The organism is Streptomyces sp. NPDC026659 (assembly GCF_040638245.1).
In the GTDB taxonomy this organism is placed as follows: domain Bacteria; phylum Actinomycetota; class Actinomycetes; order Streptomycetales; family Streptomycetaceae; genus Streptomyces.
In genome coordinates, this window is sequence record NZ_JBEZXY010000005.1 from 52319 (window position 1) to 72245 (window position 19927).

A 19927-nucleotide genomic window follows, 5' to 3' on the forward strand; every position below is an offset into this window, starting at 1 on the left:
CTCGTGGGTGCCGGTGGGGGTCAGCCGCTCAGGGCCGCGATCGCGTCGGCGAGCGCGCGCGGCGCATCGGGTACGAGCAGGTGCGCCCCGTCGCGTACGACGTGCCGCCCGCCCACGACCGTGTGCCGTACGTCCGCCGCGCTCGCCGCGAATACGGCCGTCTCGGCGCCGAGCCGGGGCGGTGGTCCGGCCGTCCTGACCGAGTCGAGCGCGATGGTCGTGAGGTCGGCCGCGCGTCCGGGTTCGATGGCGCCCGCCTCCGGCCAGCCGAGCGCGGCGTGACCGTCCTCGGTGGCGGCGCGCAGCAGCGCGGCGGCGGTCCAGTGGCCCCGGGTGCGGGTGCGCAGCCGCTCGTCCAGCTCCATGGCGCGCGCCTCTTCGAGCAGGTCGATGACGGCGTGGCTGTCGGAGCCGAGGGAGAGCGGTGAGCCCGCGCGCTGGAGGGCGACGGCGGGGCCGATGCCGTCCGCCAGGTCGCGTTCGGTGGTCGGGCACATGCAGGTGCCGGTGCCGGAGCCGCCGAGGAGCGCGATGTCCTCGTCGGTGAGGTGGGTGTTGTGCACACCGGTGGTGCGCGGCCCGAGCACGCCGTGGTCCGCGAGCAGCCGGGTCGGGGTGACGCCGTGGGCGGCGAGGCACGCGTCGTTCTCGGCGGTCTGCTCCGAGAGGTGCACATGCAGCGGGGCCCGCCGTTCCTCGGCCCAGCGGGCGACGGTGGCCAGCCCCTCGGCGGGCACGGCCCGTACGGAGTGGACGGCCGCTCCGATCCGCGCGTGATCCCGTTCCTTGAGAACTGAACAGCGTTCGGCCCAGGCGTCCGCGCTGCCGTCGGAGAAGCGGAGCTGGTGGGCGGTGGGCGGCTCGCCGAAGCCGGAGGAGAGATAGGCGGTGTCGAGGAGGGTGATCCGGATGCCTGCCTCGGCGGCGGCCGCGATCAGTGCCTCGCCCATGGCGTTGGGGTCGGCGTAGCGGGTGCCGCCCCGGTCGTGGTGCAGATAGTGGAACTCGCCGACACAGGTGATGCCGGCGAGGGCCATCTCGGCGTACACCGCGCGGGCCAGTGCGTGGTACGTCTCCGGGGTCAGCCGGTCCGCGACGGAGTACATCACCTCGCGCCAGGTCCAGAAGGTGCCGGACCCGACCTGGACGGTGCCGCGCAGGGCGCGGTGGAAGGCGTGGCTGTGGGCGTTGGCCAGCCCCGGCAGGGTGAGGCCCCGCAGGACCTCGGCGCCGGGCGGCGGGGTGTCCGTACCGGTGCGGACGGCGGTGATGCGGCCGTCCGCCACCTCGACGGTCACGCCAGGCTCGACGTAGTCACCGAGCCAGGCGTGCTCCAGCCAATAGGTCCCCTTGGTCACCTGCGGGCCAGTCCTTCCAGTACGTCGGCGAGCGCGCGCACCCCGGCCACGCAGTCGTCCTCGGCCGCGAACTCGGCCGGGGAGTGCGAGACACCGGTGGGGTTGCGCACGAACAGCATGGCGGTCGGCACGCTCGTCGCGAGAATCCCGGCGTCGTGCCCGGCCCCGGTACCGAGCACGGGCACCTTCAACTCGGCCTCCCGGCCCAGGATCCGGGCGAGTTCATCCCGCAGCACGTGGTCGAACTCCACGACGGGCGTGAACGACTCCCGTACGACCTCCAGGTCGATCCCGTGCGCGTGCGCGTGCTCCCGGGCGGCCCGCTCGATCTCGGTGACGACCGTGTCCAGGGTCTCCTGCCCGTCGGCCCGGGAGTCGAGCCACCCGCGCACCAGGGAGGGGATGGCGTTGACCCCGTTGGGCTCGACGGCGACCTTGCCGAACGTGGCGACGGCACCGGCGAGTTCGGCGGCCCGTCGCGCGGCGAGCACGGTCTCGGCGTAGGCCGGCATCGGGTCCCGCCGGTCGGCGAGCCGTGTCGTCCCCGCGTGATTCGCCTCGCCCCGGAAGTCGAAGCGCCAGCGCCCGTGCGGCCAGATGGAACTGGCGACGCCGACCTGGTCGCCGGACAGGTCCAGCGCGCGGCCCTGCTCGACGTGCAGCTCGACGAAGGCGCCGATGCGGGCGAGGCGTTCGGGATCGGCCCCGATGGCCTCGGGGTCGTATCCGGCGGCCTCCATGGCCTGGGGCAGCGTGACACCGTCCCCGTCGGTGAGCCGGTGGGCCTGCTCCACGGTCAACTGCCCACTGCTGAGCCGCGATCCCACACAGGCCAGCCCGAACCGCGCCCCCTCCTCGTCCCCGAAGTTGACGATGCCGAGGGGGCGGTCCAACGAGACTCCTCGCGCCCGGAGTTCATCGAGCGCGGCGAAGGAGGACACCACCCCGAGCGGCCCGTCGAAGGCCCCGCCGTCGGGCACGGAGTCGAGATGCGACCCGGTGACGACGGCGTCCCCGGCGGCGGGATCACCGAGCCAGGCCCACTGATTTCCGTTCCTGTCGACCTCGTAGGCCAGCCCGCGAGCTTCGGCCTGCTCCTTGAACCAGGCCCGGCAGTCGGCGTCGGCGCCGGTCCAGGCGTAGCGCCGGTAGCCGCCGGAGGCGGAGCTGCGCCCGATGGGGAGCAGCTCACGCCACATCTGCTGGAAGGAGGACCCGGCACCGCTGCCGCCCACCGGCTGTGCCCACCCGTTCCGCCCTGCGGAACGACTGCCCACAGCAGGACCAGGCGAAGCCCCGCCCTGCCTCACGCCCCGTCACCCTCACGCATAGGCACCCGCACACCCCGCTCCTCGGCAACGGACTCCGCGATGTCGTACCCCGCGTCCACATGCCGGATGACACCCATGCCGGGGTCGTTGGTGAGAACCCGCCGGATCTTCTCCCCCGCCAGCGCCGTACCGTCCGCCACGGTCACCTGCCCGGCATGGATCGACCGCCCCATGCCAACCCCGCCACCATGGTGGATGGAAACCCACGACGCCCCGGAAGCCACATTCACCATCGCGTTCAGCAACGGCCAGTCGGCGATCGCGTCGGAGCCGTCCAGCATCGCCTCGGTCTCCCGGTAGGGAGAGGCGACGGACCCGCAGTCGAGGTGGTCGCGGCCGATGGCCAGCGGAGCGGCAAGCTCGCCGCTCGCCACCATGTCGTTGAACCGCTCCCCCGCCTTGTCCCGCTCCCCGTAGCCGAGCCAGCAGATCCGCGCGGGCAGCCCCTGGAAGTGGACCCGCTCGCCTGCCATCTTGATCCAGCGGGCGAGGGACTCGTTCTCGGGGAACAGCTCCAGCATCGCCTTGTCGGTCTTGGCGATGTCGGCCGGGTCGCCGGAGAGGGCGGCCCAGCGGAAGGGGCCCTTGCCCTCGCAGAAGAGCGGCCGGATGTAGGCGGGGACGAAGCCGGGGAAGGCGAAGGCGCGGTCGTATCCGGCGAGTCGGGCCTCGCCGCGGATGGAGTTGCCGTAGTCGAAGACCTCGGCGCCCGCGTCCATGAAGCCGACCATCGCCTCGACGTGCCGGGCCATGGACTCGCGGGCCCGGGTGGTGAACCCGGCCGGGTCCTTCGCGGCGGCATCGGCCATGTCCTCGAAGTCGACGCCGACCGGGAGGTACGCCAGCGGGTCGTGCGCGGAGGTCTGGTCGGTGACGATGTCGATCGGGGCGCTCATGGCGAGGAGCTGCGGGACCAGCTCGGCCGCGTTGCCGAGGACGCCGATGGAGAGCGGGCGGCGGGCGTCGCGGGCCTCGGTGGCGAGCTGGAGGGCGTGCTCCAGGCTGTCGGCCTTCACATCGAGGTACTTGTGCTCGATGCGGCGCTCGATGGCGCGGGGGTCGACGTCGATGCAGATCGCCACGCCGTCGTTCATGGTGACGGCGAGCGGCTGGGCGCCGCCCATGCCGCCGAGTCCCGCGGTCAGGGTGATGGTGCCCGCGAGCGTGCCGCCGAACTTCTTCGCGGCGACGGCGGCGAAGGTCTCGTAGGTGCCCTGGAGGATGCCCTGGGTGCCGATGTAGATCCAGGAACCGGCGGTCATCTGGCCGTACATGGTGAGGCCGAGGGCCTCCAGGCGGCGGAACTCCTCCCAGTTGGCCCAGTCGCCGACGAGGTTGGAGTTGGCGATGAGGACGCGCGGGGCCCACTCGTGGGTCTGCATGACGCCGACCGGGCGGCCGGACTGGACCAGCATGGTCTCGTCCTGCTTGAGGGTGCGCAGCGTGCGGACCATGGCGTCGAAGGAGCGCCAGTCGCGGGCGGCCTTGCCCGTGCCGCCGTAGACGACGAGCTTGTCGGGGTGCTCGGCGACCTCGGGGTCGAGGTTGTTCTGGAGCATCCGCAGGGCGGCCTCCTGCTGCCAGCCCAGCGCGCTCAGTTCCGTGCCGCGCGGTGCTCGTACGGGGCGGGGTCCTGGCATCGTCTGCTCCTCCTGTAGCTAAGGCTATTCACATCCTCCAGTCGTGAATAGGACTAGTCAATAGCGTGGGGCGGCCGCGTCCGCGCGTCGCGGATGTTTGGCTGGAAGCGACGGCAGAAGCGAGGACGGCAGGAGGGGCACCCCGTGAAGCAGGGCATCGAGCACGGCATCGAGCACGGCATCGAGCAGGATCTCCCGGACCGCATCCACCCCGAGGACGACGGCGCGCGGACCCGCGCCGCCCGCCGCGACACCGCCGTCCGCGCCGCCGTGGCGCAGGGCCTCCTCGGCCCGGACACCCCGCTCGTCGCCCTCCTGGACGTCACCGGCATCCGCGCCTCGGCGGCCGCCCTGCGCGCCGCGTTCGACGCCGCGGTGCCGCCGGGCACCCCCGTGCTGCACGCCTTCGCTGTGAAGGCCGCCCCGCTGGTGCCGGTGCTGAGCCTGCTGGACGCGGAGGGCCTGGGCGCCGAGGCGGCGAGCCCCGGCGAACTGGCGCTGGTCCGCGCGGCCGGGATCCCCGCGTCCCGCACGGTGCTGGACTCCCCCGCCAAGACCACCGGCGAGCTGCGCGAGGCGCTGGCGCTCGGTGTCGCCGTGAACGCGGACAGCCCGCAGGAGCTGGACCGCCTGGACGCGCTGGTGCGGGCCGCGCCGACCCGTTCCCCGCTCGGCGTCCGGGTCAATCCGCAGCTCGGCGCGGGCTCCATCGGGGCGACCTCGACGGCGACGGCGACCTCCAAGTTCGGCGTGGGCCTGCGCGACGAGGGGGCCCGGGAGTGGGTCGTCCGGGCGTTCCTGGACCGGCCGTGGCTGACCCGGCTGCACACCCACACCGGCTCGCAGGGCATCCCGCTGCCGCTGCTCGCGCGGGGCGTGGCGGAGGCGTACGCGCTCGCGGAGGAGGTGAACGCGCGGGCGGGGCGGCGGCAGATCGACACCGTCGACATCGGCGGCGGACTGTCGGTGGACTTCACCTCGGAGGCGGCGGGTCCCGGCCACGCACGCTATGCGCGGCTGCTGGCCGAGGAGGTGCCGGGGCTGTTCGACGGGCGGTACGGCCTGGTGACCGAGTTCGGCCGGTCGCTGCTGGCCAAGCACGGCACGGTGGTGGCCCGGGTGGAGTACGCCAAGAGCGCGGGCGGGCGGCGGATCGCGGTGACGCACGCGGGGGTCCAGGTGGCGACGCGGACGGTGTACGCGCCCGAGCTGTGGCCGCTCAGGGTCGCCGCGTACGACGCCGAGGGGCGGCCCAAGGGCGGGCCCGAGGTGGTGCAGGACGTGGCGGGGCCGGCCTGTTTCGCGGGCGACCTGCTGGCCGAGGGGCGGGCGCTGCCCGCGCTGGAGCAGGGGGACTTCGCTGCGGTGCTGGACACGGGCGCGTACGCGTTCGCCCACCACTACCCCTACAACTCCCTTGCCCGGCCAGGGATTTACGGCTTCGTTCCGGACGGTTCGGGAGGCGTGGCGTTCGCAACCGTACGGGCCCCGCAGACGATGGCGGAGATCGTAGCCGAATCCGGAGGGGCGCACGCGGCCGCGCTCACCACCCTGGGTGCGTCCGGCAGCCATTGACGCGGGCCGTGCGGTCCATGGACAAAGGGACCAACACCCTTGAAACGCGCGCCAATCGACCCACACTAGTACGCCGGGCGCACGTTCCAAAGGAAAATGCCAAAGCCCTCACCCGTCGCGCACACGATGCGTAGTGTCGTTGTCACTCAACCGGAGTCACAGGCGGGAGGGGAGCCACGGTGCCCGGAATCGACGAGTGCTTACTGGAAGCCATGCGGCTGCCCGGCGCCCGGGGGGCGGCGCTGGTGGACTGGACGAGCGGACTGGCCCTCGGCACCGTCGGGGAGGCGCCCGGCGGCGATCATGAGACGACAGCCGCCGAGGCCGCCGAACTGGCCCGGATGACCGCCGAGCACGGCGCGTTCGCCGCCGTGGGACCGGACGAGGGACGGCCGCCGGTCGAGGACGTGATCGTCAGCAACCACGACAGCTACCACCTGCTGAGATTCGTGGACACCTCCTTCGACAGCAGCGTGTTCCTGCATCTGTGGCTCGGCCGCGAGGAGGGCAACCTCGCCCTCGCCCGCATCCGGCTCGGCGAGATGGCCTCCCGGCTGGTGCTGGGATGACCGTGGTCGAGATACCTCCGCCGCTGCCGGTGCGGGACAGGACGAGCCCGCATGAGAGAGCCGCGGGCGCGGTCTCCCCGATGCTGCGGCGTCTGGCCGAGGAGGAGGCCACCGGCGTCCTCGTCCGCGAGCACGGCACGCTGTATCTGGTGCGGGGGCGGGTGGTGCACGCCGAGAGCCCTTTCGCACCCGGCCTGGACGTGCTGCTGACGGCCCACGGCACCCTCGCCGTCACCGCCTGGCAGCGGGCGGCCGAGCGGACGGCGAGCGTCCCGGAGGCCGCCCGGCTGCTCCTCGACTCCGGGCTGCTGCCCGAGGGCGCGCTGGAGCTGTGCCACCTGGACGCGCTGTACGACGCCGGGTACTTCGCGCTCGCCCCGAGCAGCACCCCGGGCCGCTTCCGCTACGACGGCACGCCCGCCGCGGGCCCGCTGCCCTCGGTCCCGGTGGTCGCGCTGGAGCGCGAGACGCTGCGCCGCCGGCTGCTGCTGCACCGGCTGTGGCCCGACCCGGCGACCGACAGCGCCCCGCTGGTGCGGGCCGCGCCGGTGGCGGCGGCGCCGGTCACCGCCCGCCGCAGGGCGGTCCTGGACCGGGCCGACGGCGTCCGCACGGCCACCCTGATCGCCTGGGAGCTGGGCAGGCAGGCGTTCCACACGCTGGTGGACGTCCGCCGCCTCGCCGCGGCCGGGCTGCTCGCCCCGGTGCACCGGGCGCCCGACCCGCCGCCGCTCCCGCCGACTCCACCACTGCTGACGGTCACCGACCCCGACATCGCGCTGCTGAAGAGGCTCAGGGATGCGCTGGAGGCCCTTTGAACGGCACCGCCCCGCCGAGAGGACAGAGCTGATGCTGCGTGAACAGGACCTGGAAGCCGTCCTGGACGAGCTGCGGCGGCTGCGCACCCGGGTACCCCAGCTCACCGGCGCCCTCGCGGCCGGCGTGGACGGCCTGGTCGTCGCCCACGACACACCGGGCGTCGACCCCGACGGGCTCGCGGCGCTGACCGCGGCCGCGCTCGGAGTCTCCGTACGCGTCGCCGAGGCCACCGGCAACGGCGGCTTCCGCGAGCTGCTGGTGCGCGGCGAGCGCGGCTACGTCGCGACCTACGCGGCCGGGCGCACCGCCGTGCTGACCCTGCTGGCCCAGGACCGGGTCAACGTCGGGCGGCTGCACCTGGAGGGCCGCCGCTCCGGCGCCCGGGTCGGCGAGCTGCTCGACGCCGCCGAGGCTGAGGCGCGCACCCATCCCGTAGAGCGGCCCGCCCGCGCCGTGCCTCCGCGCACCCGCACCCCGCGCGTCCTGCGCACACCGACCACCGAGACACCTACCGCAACCGACAGTTGAACCGCGAAAGGACCCCACCATGGCGAACACCGAGACGGCGCTGAAAGAAGCGCTCACGACCATCGAGGGCGCCACGGGCGTCGCGCTCGTCGACTACACCAGCGGCATGGCGCTGGGCACGATGGGCGGCAGCAAGACCTTCGACCTGAACGTCGCCGCCGCGGGCAACACCGACGTGATCCGCGCCAAGATGCGCACCATGGAGCACCTGGGTCTCAACGCCGAGATCGAGGACATCCTGATCACGCTGTCGGACCAGTACCACCTGATCCGCCTGCTCACCGGGCGCGGCGGCAACGGCCTCTTCCTGTACCTGGTGCTGGAGTCGGGCCGGGCCAACCTGGCGATGGCCCGGCACCAGCTGAAGCGGATCGAGGCGGAGCTGGAGGTCTGATCAGACGGCGGCCGGAGTACGGCGGCGGGCCCCGCCCGGGGCCGCGTCGCCGGCCGCGACGCCCGTGGCGCGCAGCCCCTTGACGGTCTTGCCCGCAGGGTCGCCGCCCCGGTCGTCCAGCCAGTCCACCCGCACCCACAGCAGGGCGTCCAGAGCACGTTCGCGCCGCCCGATCCAGGCGGCCTTGAGCCGCAGTCCGAGACCGGCACCGGCGAGCAGCAGGCCCCCGGCCACGGGCACCGCGAAGGCGCTGCCGAGCGCGGCGGCGAAGGCCAGGAGCAGCCACCAGCGGTGTCCCCGGCGCCAGTTGCGCACGGACACCCTGCGGTCCTGGAGCACGTCGTGCCGTCCCGCGCGGGCCGCACCGCGCGCGAGCGTCACGTACCGTGTCCGGCGCGTCAGCGCCACCACGGCGGCGGCTCCGACGAAGAGCACAACTCCGGCCACGATGCCCGGTGTTCGGCCCGTCAGCCCCGACGGCACCGCGCCGGCCCCGGCCGCGAACACCCCGAGCCACCCCAGCGGAGCGGCTCCGGCCCGTACGACGACGGCCACCCGGGCCAGCCCGTGTCCGCCACGTCCCTCGCGTCCGCCGCGTCCTTCACGCGCCACGTCACCCTCCCGTGTCACGGTCTCGTCGATCACCCGGTCCGCGCCGGGGATCACCCTGTCAGCGCGGCACGCTAGCGCCGGAACCTGAGACGAGCCTTAAGACGGCGCCGGTTCACTCCACGAACAGTCCACGGGCCGCGGCCCGCGCGTCGAACTCCTCCAACCGGGCCTGCGCGTCCGGGAGTCCGTCGCACAGCGCCTCCAGGAGCACCCGGCCGAGCATCATCGGCGCGCACGGGGTGTCGAAGGCGAGCCCGGTGCCGACGGCGGCGGGCAGCAGCAGGTCGGAGTGCTTGGCGACCGGCGCGAACACGGAGTCCGCGACGGTGACGACGGTCAGCCCCGCCTCCTTGGCGTACGCGAGGGCGTCGAGCACCTCGCGCGGATGCCGGGGCAGCGCGAAGCACAGCAGCGCGGAGGCACCGGCCCGTACGGCGGCGTCGATCCGGTCCTGCACCATGGAGCCGCCCTCGTCGAGCAGCCGTACGTCCGGGTGGACCTTGGCCGCGAAGTACGCGAAGCCGAAGGCCTGCGGGGCGGCCGCGCGCAGCCCGAGCACCGGCAGCGGCCGGGAGGCCGCGAGCAGCAGGCCCGCCTGCTGGACCGGGGCCGGATCGGCGAGCAGGTCGGCCAGGTGCCGCAGATTCTCGATCTCGGCCTCGACGGCCTGCTGGTACTCGTTGTACGAGCCGGTCTTGTACGAGCCGGTCTCGGCGGCCGGTTCGACGGGGACCACCTCGCGCAGATGACGGCGCAGCGCCGGGTAGCCGTCGAAGCCGAGGGCGACCGCGAAGCGGGTGACCGACGGCTGGCTCACCCCGGCCAGGTCCGCCAGCTCCACGCTGGACAGAAAGGGCACGTCGGCGGCCCTCCGCACCATGCTGTGCGCGATGCGCCGCTGGGTCGGTGTGAGCCGGTGCCCCTCGAAGAGCGCCTGCAACCGTTTCGCAGGACTGTCGCCCACACTCATCCCTCTCGCCGCCCCCACCCGCTATTCACTCCGAACGCTCCCTGCATACCGTTATACAGGGACGGCGTCCGCAGTGCCCCGGGTATGGCGGACGAGGGCGGAGAAAGGGCAGGCGCGAGCGCGCGGAGAGCGGCTTGCGCGGGGACCGCCGCACCCCCGTCACCGGGGGGCGGGACGACGGCGGTCCCCGCGAGGGACGCGCGCCGGGTCAGGCCCGACGGGCGCGTCCTTGGCGTCCATGGAGGTCCGGGAGCCGCTCCGGAGGTCCTGGTCGCCGTACGGCACCGGCCTGGGCGGGGAGCCGCTCCCACCCGGCCGGTACCCCTTACTGTGCCGGGCCCGTGTTAAGCACGTGCTGCGCGCACGTGACACTCAGATGCCGCGTGCGCCACGAGCCGGCGAGAACGCATCACGGATCGGTGGATGCGCCCGAAATGCCTTACCGCGTACCGCCCTTGGCCAGGAAGGACAGCAGGTCCTGGCGGCTGACGACACCGGTCGGCTTGCCCTCGACCAGCACGATCGCGGCGTCCGCCGAGCCGAGCACCTGCATCAGGTCCGCGACCGGCTCGCCGGAGCCGACCTGGGGCAGCGGGGCCGACATGTGCTTCTCCAGCGGGTCGCCCAGGGAGGCCCGCTGCGAGAACAGCGCGTCCAGCAGCTCGCGCTCCACGACCGAGCCGACGACCTCGGCGGCCATCACGTCGGGGTGACCGGCGCCCGGCTTGACGACCGGCATCTGCGAGACGCCGTACTCGCGCAGCACCTCGATGGCCTGGCCCACGGTCTCCTCCGGGTGCATGTGCACCAGGGAGGGGATGGAGCCGTGCTCCTTGTCGCTGAGCACGTCGGCGACGCGGGCGCTCGGACCCTCGTCCTCCAGGAAGCCGTAGTCGGCCATCCATTCGTCGTTGAAGATCTTGCTCAGGTATCCGCGGCCGCTGTCCGGGAGCAGGACGACGACCACGTCGTCCGGGCCGAGCCGCTCGGCCACGCGCAGCGCGGCGACGACCGCCATGCCGCAGGAGCCGCCGACGAGCAGGCCCTCCTCCTTGGCGAGGCGGCGGGTCATCTGGAAGGCGTCCTTGTCGGACACCGGCACGATCTCGTCGGCCACGGTGCGGTCGTAGGCGGTGGGCCAGAAGTCCTCGCCGACGCCCTCGATCAGGTACGGGCGGCCGGAGCCGCCGGAGTAGACCGAGCCCTCCGGGTCGGCGCCGACGACCGCGACCTTGCCGTCGCTGGCGTCCTTCAGATAGCGGCCGGTGCCGGAGATGGTGCCGCCGGTGCCCACGCCCGCCACGAAGTGCGTGATCTTCCCCTCGGTCTGCTCCCACAGCTCGGGGCCGGTCGAGTGATAGTGGGAGAGCGGGTTGTTGGGGTTGGAGTACTGGTCCGGCTTCCAGGCGCCCGGCGTCTCACGCACCAGCCGGTCGGAGACGTTGTAGTAGGAGTCCGGGTGCTCCGGGTCCACGGCGGTCGGGCAGACCACGACCTCGGCGCCGTACGCGCGCAGCACGTTGATCTTGTCCATGCTGACCTTGTCGGGGCACACGAAGATGCACTTGTACCCCTTCTGCTGGGCCACGATGGCGAGGCCGACGCCCGTGTTGCCGCTGGTCGGCTCGACGATCGTGCCGCCCGGCTTCAGCTCGCCGCTCGCTTCCGCCGCCTCGATCATGCGCAGGGCGATGCGGTCCTTCACGGAACCGCCGGGGTTGAAGTACTCCACCTTGGCCAGGACGGTGGCCTGGATGCCCTCGGTCACGTTGTTGAGCTTCACCAGCGGGGTGTTGCCGACGAGGCTGATCATCGAGTCGTGGAATTGCACCGTTGTCTCCGGTTGCTTGCAAAAACAGTGGTCGTAGTTGTTTCCGCCAGCCTACGGCCCCCGGGTGACGCCGGACGGACCTTCACTCCCTGTGGAGATTGGCACACGTGCCGTACGGGGCAAGGAGTGGGTGTACGACCAGGAGGAGGTGGCGGCGTCGCATGGCGAACCTGTCGAGGGCGAGAGTGGCCCGGCGCATCGCGGCCGGGGCGGCGTACGGCGGCGGCGGTGCCGGGCTGGTCGGGGTGGCCGCGGTCGGCCTGGTGCTGGCCGAGATGCGGCTGGCCCGGCGCCAGGTGAGCAACGGGGCGACCGGCGGCCGGGTGCCGCAGGCCGACGGGGTGTACGGCGCCGGGTTCGAGGAGCCCGGTGAGCCGCCACTCCGGCTGACCCTGCTCGGCGACTCCACGGCGGCCGGGCAGGGTGTCCACCGGGCGGGGCAGACCCCGGGCGCGCTGCTGGCCTCGGGGCTCGCGGCGGTCGCGGAGCGGCCGGTGGTGCTGAAGAACGTGGCGCTGCCCGGCGCGCAGTCCGACGACCTGGAGCGCCAGGTCGCCCTGGTGCTGGCGTCCCCGCTGCCCGTGCCCGACATCTGCGTGATCATGGTCGGCGCGAACGACGTGACCCACCGGATGCCCCCGACCCGCTCGGTGCGCCATCTCTCGGCGGCGGTACGGCGGCTGCGCACGGCCGGCGCCGAGGTGGTCGTCGGCACCTGCCCCGACCTCGGCACCATCGAGCCGGTGCAGCAGCCGCTGCGCTGGCTGGCCCGGCGGGCGTCCCGGCAGCTCGCGGCGGCGCAGACCATCGGGGTCGTGGAGCAGGGTGGGCGCACGGTCTCGCTCGGCGATCTGCTCGGCCCGGAGTTCGCAGCCAATCCCCGGGAACTGTTCGGTCCGGACAGCTATCACCCCTCGGCGGAGGGGTACGCCACCGCCGCCATGGCCGTACTGCCGACGGTGTGCGCGGCCCTTGGCCTGTGGCCCGCCGAGGAGGAGGGGCCGGACGTGGCGCGCCGCGAGGGCTTCCTGCCGGTGGCGCGGGCGGCGGCCGAGGCCGCGGCGGAGGCGGGCACGGAGGTCACGGCAGCGATGCCGTCGGGCCCGCGCGGGCCGTGGGCGCTGCTGAAGCGGCGGCGCAGGCGCGGGGTGCCGGAGACGGAACCGGCGGCGCCGTCGTCGTAGCCCGCGGGCGGGTCGCGGAAACCAAGCGAGCGCGCCAGAACCAAGCGAGCGCACCGGGCAAGCGCGCCAAGCAAGCGCTTAGACAATTGCGGCCAGCGTCACACCCGCACCCGGGTGACCCGGGCCATACGTACGGGTAACTTCCGAGTGGGTCTTGCCCGTTCTTTCCTACGCCACTGGAGCCGTGATGCCCGAAGCCGTCATCGTGTCGACCGCCCGCTCCCCCATCGGCCGCGCCTTCAAGGGCTCCCTGAAGGACCTGCGCCCGGACGACCTGACCGCCACGATCATCCAGGCGGCGCTCGCCAAGGTCCCCGAGCTGGACCCGAAGGACATCGACGACCTGATGCTCGGCTGCGGCCTGCCCGGCGGCGAGCAGGGCAACAACCTGGGCCGGATCGTGGCCGTGCAGATGGGCATGGACCACCTGCCGGGCTGCACGATCACCCGCTACTGCTCCTCCTCGCTCCAGACCTCCCGCATGGCGCTGCACGCCATCAAGGCCGGCGAGGGCGACGTCTTCATCTCGGCCGGTGTCGAGATGGTCTCCCGGTTCGTGAAGGGCAACTCCGACAGCCTGCCCGACACGCGCAACCCGTTCTTCGCCGAGGCCGAGGCCCGTACCGCCGAGGTCGCCCAGCAGGAGGGCACCACCTGGCACGACCCGCGCGAGGACGGCCTGGTCCCCGACGCGTACATCGCCATGGGCCAGACCGCCGAGAACCTGGCCCGGCTCAAGGGCGTCACCCGCCGCGAGATGGACGAGTTCGGCGTCCGCTCGCAGAACCTCGCCGAGGAAGCCATCAAGAACGGCTTCTGGGAGCGCGAGATCACCCCGGTCACGCTGCCCGACGGCACCGTGGTGTCCAAGGACGACGGCCCGCGCGCGGGCGTCACCCTGGAGGGCGTCGAGGGCCTCAAGCCCGTCTTCCGCCCCGACGGCCTGGTCACGGCGGCCAACTGCTGCCCGCTCAACGACGGCGCCGCCGCGCTGGTCATCATGAGCGACACCAAGGCCCGCGAGCTGGGCCTGACCCCGCTCGCCCGCATCGTCTCCACCGGCGTCTCCGGCCTCTCCCCCGAGATCATGGGCCTCGGCCCGGTCGAGGCGAGCAAGCAGGCGCTGCGCCGTGCCGGGCTCTCCGTCGGCGACATCGACCTGGTCGAGATCAACGAGGCGTTCGCCGCCCAGGTGATCCCCTCCTACCAGGAGCTGGGCATCGACCTGGACCGGCTCAACGTCAACGGCGGTGCCATCGCGGTCGGCCACCCCTTCGGCATGACCGGCGCCCGCATCACCGGCACGCTGATCAACTCGCTCCAGTTCCACGACAAGCAGTTCGGCCTGGAGACCATGTGCGTCGGCGGCGGCCAGGGCATGGCGATGGTCATCGAGCGCCTGAGCTGATCGCGCCCGAACCGACGAGCTGATCGACCCTCGGTGACCGCTCGGGCACCGTCGGTCCGAAAAGGCCCAGAACCCGGGAAACCCCCTGGGCGCTGGGCCTTTTTGTGATCCAATCTCCCTCAGGGTGTGACCTATCTCGCTCGCCGGGGGATCGACGCAGGTCAGTGCCGTGGGCCGGGAGGCGCCACGCACCGCCGAGGCCGAAGTGCCGTCCGTTTCGTGACGTTACGCACTGACAGCCGGTCAGTCCGCCCTTCAAGCTGTTGTAGGAAGTCGGGGGTCGACTTTGAACCTGGGAGTACGTCAGTGAGCGCCATGCCCATCGCCCTGCTGCTCACCACGGTCGCCACGGGCGCCGTGGGCGTCGCCGTCCTGTGCACCGTGCTGCGGCTGCGCCGTCAGCTCGCCGAGCTGCAGGCCCAGCTCGCGGACAACCAGGCGGCCGCCCTGCGCATCCTGCTGCCCGCCGCCCGCACCACCGCCGACGCCGAGGAGATACGCGCGGCCGTGGCCGAGGCGCTCGCGGAGGAGCGGGAGCGCGAGCTGGCCGAGGCCCGCGCGTTCTGGGCCGCCCAGGAGGCACGCGACGCCTCCGACGCCCCCTCGCTGCACGGCCTGGCCGACGTCGAGCCCTTCCTGCCCCGGCAGGCCGACTTCGCGGGTCTCGAGCCCGTGGCCGAGCCCGCCGTCGAGTCCGAGGAGCAGACCGGGGAGTCCCCGGAGCTGGCCGCGGCCCGCCGCCGCCACCCCTCGCACCCCGACTTCGTCCCGGTGCAGGCAACCGCCGGACACGAGGACGAGCGCGCCGCCACCACCCTGGAGCAGCTGGCCACCCAGCAGGTCGCGCTCAGCGACGTACGCCCCGGCCCGCTCGGCACCCTCGACGTCTACGTCTTCGCCGACGGCACCACCCTGTGCATGACCCCGGGCCACCGCGAGACGGCGGAACGGCTCGCGGCCGCGCTGCGCTCGGGCGACGCGCCGTATCTGCTCGGCGGCTCGGGCATCTCCGGCGCCTACACGCTGACCTTCGCCTGCGGCGAGGAGACGGTGTACGTCCTCGCGGACCGCGTCATCGCGTCCCTCTGAGCACCCGGAGCCGCGCGGAGGCTCCTCACACCCCGGCCCGCTTGCGGGCCTCCTCCACCAGCTCGACCGCCTCGGCGACCTGCTCATCGGTGCTCAGCACCAGCGCCAGGTCGTGCCCGGCGACGGTGATCTGGTCGGCCGCCGCGAACATCCCGGCGTCCGGCATCTCGCGGGGCTCGGTCCCGGGCTCCTCCACCGCCTGCGTGCGCCGGGCCATCTCCCGCGCCAGGGCCAGGGCCTCGGCGGCGGCGCTGCGTTGCAGCCGGCTCTGCGGGGCCGCCCGCAGCCGGTCGGCGAAGTGTTCCACTGCTTTGGTCAGGGGCGTCGTATCCAGCACCGCCCGAGCGTAACGCGGGCACTGTTGCCAAGCGGCGCGTGCTCGGGCACGGTGACGGGGAGGACCGGCCTGTATCCCCTTTGCGTTCGGAGGCGCCGATGTCCCAAGTCTTCTCCGAAGAGACCCATCGCAACATGCTTGCCCGCATTCCCCACTGCACCGGCCGCGCCGTCTCCGAATGGCTGCGCGCGGTGGAGGAGGGGCCCGCCCTCGTCCGCTTCGAGGAGAAGGTCAGCTGGCTGCGGCACGAGCACAATCTGGCCTACGGCCACGCCAAGGCGATCATCCATGAGTACGACTTGAGGAGGGCGGCGCGCAAGCTGCGCTAGCGGCCCGGACACACGCGAAGGGCCCCCGGTGCCGAACCGGGGGCCCTTCGCGTGCGCTGCGGGGTGTCCGCTAGTCGTTGTTGCTGAAGATCGCGACCAGGCGGAGCATTTCGACGTAGATCCACACCAGGGTCATGGTGAGGCCGAACGCGGCGAGCCAGGACTCGTCGCGCGGGGCGCCGTAGGAGATGCCGTCCTCGATCTGCTTGAAGTCGAGGGTCAGGAAGAACGCGCCGAGCAGGATCGCGATGATGCCGACGATCGCGCCCAGCGGGCCCATGCTGCGCAGGCCGCCGTCCTCGGCGACGCCGAAGGCGACCAGCAGCAGGTTGACCGCCATGACGACCACGAAGGCGATCGCGATGGCCATGCCGATGCGGGCGTAGCGCGCGGTGACGCGGATCCAGCCGGCCTTGTAGACCAGGAGGGTGGCGCCGGTGACCGCCATGGTGCCCAGCACCGCCTGGAAGGGGGCGCCGCTCCACTGGCTGTTGAACATCTCGCTGATCACGCCGAGGAAGACGCCCTCGAAGGCCGCGTATCCCAGGATCAGCGCGGGGGACGGGGTGCGCTTGAAGCTCTGCACCATCGCCAGGACGAAGGCGATGATCGCGGAACCGATCGCCAGGCCGTAGCTGGTCGTGGAGACCGGCAGCAGCGTCCAGGCGAGGACGGCGCCGACGACGACCGTGCCGAGGGTGAAGGCCGAACGGGTGACGACGTCGTCCATCGTCATCCGGCCGGCGGCGGGCGGGGCCTGCGGCGGGGCACCGTGCGCCAGGTCGGGCTGCGCGTACGGGTTCTGGGCGTACGGATTCTGCGCGTAGGGGCTGCCCTGTGCGTACCCGGCCTGCGGTGCGGTGTTGAAACCGGCGTAGCCGTTGTCGCGGCTGAACCCCCGTCGCGAGAAGACCGGGTTGCTGCTCCTCATTTCACTCCTCCACGGCCGCCGTGCGCGGCCTCGGCCTCAAGAGTAATGGATTGGCAAAGGAAGGATCGTAATCCCTGAGGAGGATCTTTCCCCCGCCGTGTTGCCGAACACGTTATGCCGAACCGGTGTTCCCGGCCATGGAGTAAGTAATGCCCGAGGGACGTACGGGCCCCGTAAACGAAGGGCGTCCGGGGCCGCTGCGAAAGGGGCCGGCCGCCGGTCCGCGGGAGGCGCTCGCGGGACCGGCGGCCGGCCGGGCGGGACGGTCAGGACGGGGTCAGTGGCCCGGCCAGCCGTCCAGTCGGCGGTGCAGGGTGACGTCGGGCCGGTCGTGGCCCTTGGGCGCCTTGGCCACGGCGTTCTTGAGGACGCCGTTGACCTCGCCGGCCAGCGCGTCCACCCGGGTCTGCAGCTCGGTCGCGGGCAGCGTGGAACGGGTCAGCACGTCCAGCCGGCGCTCGATGTCGGCGAGCTGGCGGCGGGCGCTCGCGTCCAGCTTGAGCGGGTCGGGCGTGGAGACGACGAACTGGTAGGCGCCCGCGAGGGTCTGGCAGCCGTTGCAGTACTTGTTGGTCGCGTCGCTGACGTTGACCGCCTTGAGCCGGTGCACGTCCCCGGCGATCGTGACGATCTGGAAGGACAGCGCGACCGAGCGGCACTTGTCGTCGACCGAGCAGGCCACGGAGGCGGCGTTGGCCTGGTTGCGCACGGAGGCGGACCGGACGTTGCCGAACTCGCGGACGGTGAAGGAATCCTTCGTCTGGGTGTGGTGCAGCCGGTTGGCGTTGCTGAACACGCTGTCCGACACGATCGCGGCCCGGGCGGGCCCGGTCGCGGCGTGGGCCGGGACGGCGGTCGCCACTCCGGCGGCGCCCGCGGCGAGGAGGACGGTGCGGACCGCGCGTCCGTTGAACGGACCGCTGCTCGGGCGCGGCTTTCGATGACTTCCCATGGAGTCTCCTGGAAGAAATGGATGCGATGTGGTTCAGGGGGGTGCGACCCGCGTGGTCACACAGGGCCGGAGGGGGGTCAGGACGACGCCGCCTGGGCCGGGGGGTCGGTGGGCGGAGGCGTGCTCCCCGGCGGCTCGCTCGGGGTGACGCTCTCCGTGGGGGTCGGGGTGGGGCTGTCGGTCGCGGTGCCCGTCGGCCCCTGCGACGGGCCGCCGCCCGGTCCGCCGTTGCCGCCGGGCTCGGCCGACTGGCTCGCCCCCTTGGTGGGCTTGCCGCCGGGCGCCGAGGACGAGGCGGACGGCTCCGGCGCGGACGCGGACGCGCTGCCGGAGGCCGTGGCGCTCGGGCTGCCGGAGGCGCCGGACGGTGCCGCACCGGGCACGGCCGACGGCGAGGCGGACGCGGTGCCGGGGCTCGCGGACGGGCTGCCCTTGCCCTTCTCGGGCGTGGACGCGTCCATGGGCGGCGGCGCGGTCGTGGGCACCCCGGGCTGGAGGATCGGCGCGATCGGCGGCTTCTTGGGCAGCGGCTTCGGGGTCACCCCGGACATCCAGGCGTAGCTGAGGCCGCCCAGGCCGACGAGCAGGGCCGCGCACAGCGTGACGCGCAGCGCGGGGCGTCCGGCGGTGGCACGCTTGGCGGCCCGGAAGAGACGGCCGCCGATCTTGATGGTGAGGTAGATGACACCCGCCATCGGGCAGAGCAGCATGAAGCTGCCGAGCACGCCGACCAGACCCTCGACGATCTTGCCGTCGGCGAAGGCGGAACCCGTGCCGACCAGCTGCTCGGTCAGCGAGCGGACCATGGTGGTGATGATGCGCGGCAGGTTCCACAGACCGTAGGCCAGCTCGGCGATGATCAGCGGGACCATGGTGAGCACCCAGGTCGCGACGATGACGCGCGCCGACTTCTTCAGCCCGGCGACCTCTTCGCGGGCCGCCCGTCCCTTGGCGGTGGGCAGCAGGGAGAGCAGGATGGGCTTGATCTTGCCGTAGAGGTCCGGGACTCCGGCGAGGTCGCCCAGGATGTAGTAGCCGTCCAGGCGGACGGCCGGCATCAGCTGTTCCAGGATCTCGAAGTGCCCGAGGTAGACCGCGGCCAGGAAGAACGGCTCCCCGGTGGCGAAGTAGGCACCGGCCATGGCCAGCATGAAGACGACGTTGAAGTAGACGCCGCCGAAGTCGGTGCGGATGCGGCCGGCGCGGTTGATCCGGTAGACGTCGGTGACGTCGGTGTACATGGACGGCCAGATGAGGAAGAGGCCGCAGCCGATACAGCCCGGCCGGGCGCCCCCGTATCTGCACGCCGAGGCGTGGCCGAACTCGTGGAAGACGAGGGAGGCCACGGTGAGCAGGAAGACGATCAGGATCAGGATCGGCTGGTCGAGGACCTCCAGGACCGGTTCGATCGCCCCGAAGAAGCCGAACAGCCACACGTCCATGGCGACGGCCGTGAGCAGGACGGCGGCGACGACGACCGGCCTGTGCAGCCACTGCAGCGACTTGGCGATCTTCGCAGTGCGGCGCTCGTTGAAGATCACCCGGTGACCCTTGAGGGCCAGCAGCAGGTCGGAGCGCGGGGCGTCGACCTCGTCGCTCTCCTGGCCCTCCGGCACGGTCACGCCGAGCGGTTCGAGCTTGTTCTCCACCAGGTAGCGGATGTTCTCCCCGCTGACCTCACGGCCGAAGCGCGCGCTCACCCGGTGGGCGATGGTGTCGACGTCGCGGACGCCGTCGACGGACGACGCCACGAGATACAGCAGCCGTGACAGCTGCACGACCTGCCCGTCCCCCCGACGGGCGATGTACTTGGGCTCGGTGAAGCCCGAACCCTGGTACTCGCCGTGCAGCTTCATCCCCGCGCTGATGCGCGGAACGGGCCGGGACGGCACCTCCGCGTCCGGCAGACTGCCGGCCGCCACCTGCTCGTACGTCACCGGCCAGCCACCGGGCCCGGGCAGCGGGCCGGTGTCGTAGAGCGTGGTCGTGCCGTTTCCCGACACCGTCATGTGTGGTCTCCCCCCACGTCATGCACGTCATGGCCGCCGCTTCCCCCCGGCATGGCCGCGG

General features: G+C 72.7%; 19 protein-coding genes. 9 read left to right on the forward strand and 10 right to left on the reverse strand.

Annotation, left to right across the window (positions count from 1 at the left end; all coding sequences use genetic code 11):
- Positions 1–20 precede the first annotated feature (20 nt).
- From AB0E91_RS14390 to hutU, 3 genes are all read right to left on the reverse strand, one after another.
- Positions 21–1358: a formimidoylglutamate deiminase gene (locus tag AB0E91_RS14390; RefSeq protein ID WP_361780274.1), complete on the reverse strand. Its 1338-nt coding sequence runs from the start codon at positions 1356–1358 to the stop codon at positions 21–23.
- The gene (locus tag AB0E91_RS14395) at positions 1355–2557 is read right to left on the reverse strand and encodes an allantoate amidohydrolase (RefSeq protein ID WP_361781290.1); all 1203 of its coding nucleotides are present in this window, start codon (positions 2555–2557) and stop codon (positions 1355–1357) included. Before AB0E91_RS14395 ends, AB0E91_RS14390 begins: the two co-directional genes overlap by 4 nt.
- A 107-nt stretch (positions 2558–2664) precedes the next feature.
- Complete coding sequence (gene hutU / locus AB0E91_RS14400; protein ID WP_361780277.1) at positions 2665–4329, reverse strand: urocanate hydratase; 1665 nt, start codon at positions 4327–4329, stop codon at positions 2665–2667.
- Positions 4330–4533: 204 nt separating this feature from the next.
- Between hutU and AB0E91_RS14405 the strand changes: the two genes are divergently transcribed.
- The 5 genes from AB0E91_RS14405 to AB0E91_RS14425 all read left to right on the forward strand — a co-directional run bounded on the left by AB0E91_RS14405 (position 4534) and on the right by AB0E91_RS14425 (position 8214).
- Positions 4534–5904: a diaminopimelate decarboxylase gene (locus tag AB0E91_RS14405; protein ID WP_361781293.1), complete on the forward strand. Its 1371-nt coding sequence runs from the start codon at positions 4534–4536 to the stop codon at positions 5902–5904.
- Between the two features lie 179 nt (positions 5905–6083).
- A complete protein-coding gene (locus tag AB0E91_RS14410) occupies positions 6084–6473 on the forward strand; it encodes a hypothetical protein (protein WP_361780280.1) in 390 nt (129 codons plus the stop codon).
- A complete protein-coding gene (locus AB0E91_RS14415; protein WP_361780283.1) occupies positions 6470–7291 on the forward strand; it encodes a transcriptional regulator in 822 nt (273 codons plus the stop codon). The genes AB0E91_RS14410 and AB0E91_RS14415 overlap by 4 nt, the downstream gene beginning before the upstream one ends.
- A 31-nt stretch (positions 7292–7322) precedes the next feature.
- Entirely contained in the window at positions 7323–7820 is a 498-nt protein-coding gene (locus AB0E91_RS14420) for a roadblock/LC7 domain-containing protein (protein WP_361780286.1), read from the forward strand.
- A 19-nt stretch (positions 7821–7839) separates the two neighbouring features.
- The gene (locus tag AB0E91_RS14425; protein WP_161181059.1) at positions 7840–8214 is read left to right on the forward strand and encodes a hypothetical protein; all 375 of its coding nucleotides are present in this window, start codon (positions 7840–7842) and stop codon (positions 8212–8214) included.
- Here AB0E91_RS14425 and AB0E91_RS14430 read toward each other — a convergent pair whose 3' ends face one another.
- The 3 genes from AB0E91_RS14430 to AB0E91_RS14440 form a co-directional block, all read right to left on the reverse strand.
- The gene (locus AB0E91_RS14430; protein ID WP_361780289.1) at positions 8215–8826 is read right to left on the reverse strand and encodes a hypothetical protein; all 612 of its coding nucleotides are present in this window, start codon (positions 8824–8826) and stop codon (positions 8215–8217) included.
- Positions 8827–8938: 112 nt separating this feature from the next.
- Complete coding sequence (locus AB0E91_RS14435) at positions 8939–9796, reverse strand: MurR/RpiR family transcriptional regulator (RefSeq protein ID WP_361780292.1); 858 nt, start codon at positions 9794–9796, stop codon at positions 8939–8941.
- A gap of 439 nt (positions 9797–10235) precedes the next feature.
- A complete protein-coding gene (locus tag AB0E91_RS14440) occupies positions 10236–11627 on the reverse strand; it encodes a cystathionine beta-synthase (protein ID WP_361780295.1) in 1392 nt (463 codons plus the stop codon).
- 161 nt (positions 11628–11788) lie between these two features.
- Here AB0E91_RS14440 and AB0E91_RS14445 point away from each other — a divergent pair, with 161 nt between their 5' ends.
- From AB0E91_RS14445 to AB0E91_RS14455, 3 genes are all read left to right on the forward strand, one after another.
- Entirely contained in the window at positions 11789–12811 is a 1023-nt protein-coding gene (locus AB0E91_RS14445; protein WP_361780298.1) for an SGNH/GDSL hydrolase family protein, read from the forward strand.
- Positions 12812–12998: 187 nt separating this feature from the next.
- Positions 12999–14219, forward strand: coding sequence for an acetyl-CoA C-acetyltransferase (locus AB0E91_RS14450; RefSeq protein WP_361780301.1), 1221 nt, complete (start codon positions 12999–13001; stop codon positions 14217–14219).
- Between the two features lie 306 nt (positions 14220–14525).
- Positions 14526–15308 carry a hypothetical protein gene (locus tag AB0E91_RS14455; RefSeq protein ID WP_361780304.1) on the forward strand — a complete coding sequence of 261 codons (783 nt, stop codon included), beginning with the start codon at positions 14526–14528 and terminating at the stop codon, positions 15306–15308.
- Between the two features lie 25 nt (positions 15309–15333).
- On the opposite strand, the gene AB0E91_RS14460 is transcribed toward AB0E91_RS14455, so the two are convergent.
- Positions 15334–15645, reverse strand: a complete 312-nt coding sequence (locus AB0E91_RS14460; RefSeq protein WP_361780307.1) for a hypothetical protein — start codon at positions 15643–15645, stop codon at positions 15334–15336.
- A 98-nt stretch (positions 15646–15743) separates the two neighbouring features.
- On the opposite strand from AB0E91_RS14460, the gene AB0E91_RS14465 reads away from it, so the two are divergent.
- Positions 15744–15974 (forward strand): DUF4287 domain-containing protein, encoded by a 231-nt coding sequence (locus AB0E91_RS14465; RefSeq protein ID WP_161181373.1) that lies wholly within the window; start codon positions 15744–15746, stop codon positions 15972–15974.
- Between the two features lie 70 nt (positions 15975–16044).
- Here the strand turns inward: AB0E91_RS14465 and AB0E91_RS14470 are convergent, their stop codons facing one another.
- From AB0E91_RS14470 to AB0E91_RS14480, 3 genes are all read right to left on the reverse strand, one after another.
- Positions 16045–16905 (reverse strand): Bax inhibitor-1/YccA family protein, encoded by an 861-nt coding sequence (locus tag AB0E91_RS14470; RefSeq protein ID WP_361780310.1) that lies wholly within the window; start codon positions 16903–16905, stop codon positions 16045–16047.
- 277 nt (positions 16906–17182) lie between these two features.
- Positions 17183–17857, reverse strand: a complete 675-nt coding sequence (locus AB0E91_RS14475; protein WP_361780313.1) for a hypothetical protein — start codon at positions 17855–17857, stop codon at positions 17183–17185.
- Between the two features lie 77 nt (positions 17858–17934).
- Positions 17935–19866: a hypothetical protein gene (locus tag AB0E91_RS14480; RefSeq protein ID WP_361780316.1), complete on the reverse strand. Its 1932-nt coding sequence runs from the start codon at positions 19864–19866 to the stop codon at positions 17935–17937.
- Between the last annotated feature and the right edge of the window lie 61 nt (positions 19867–19927).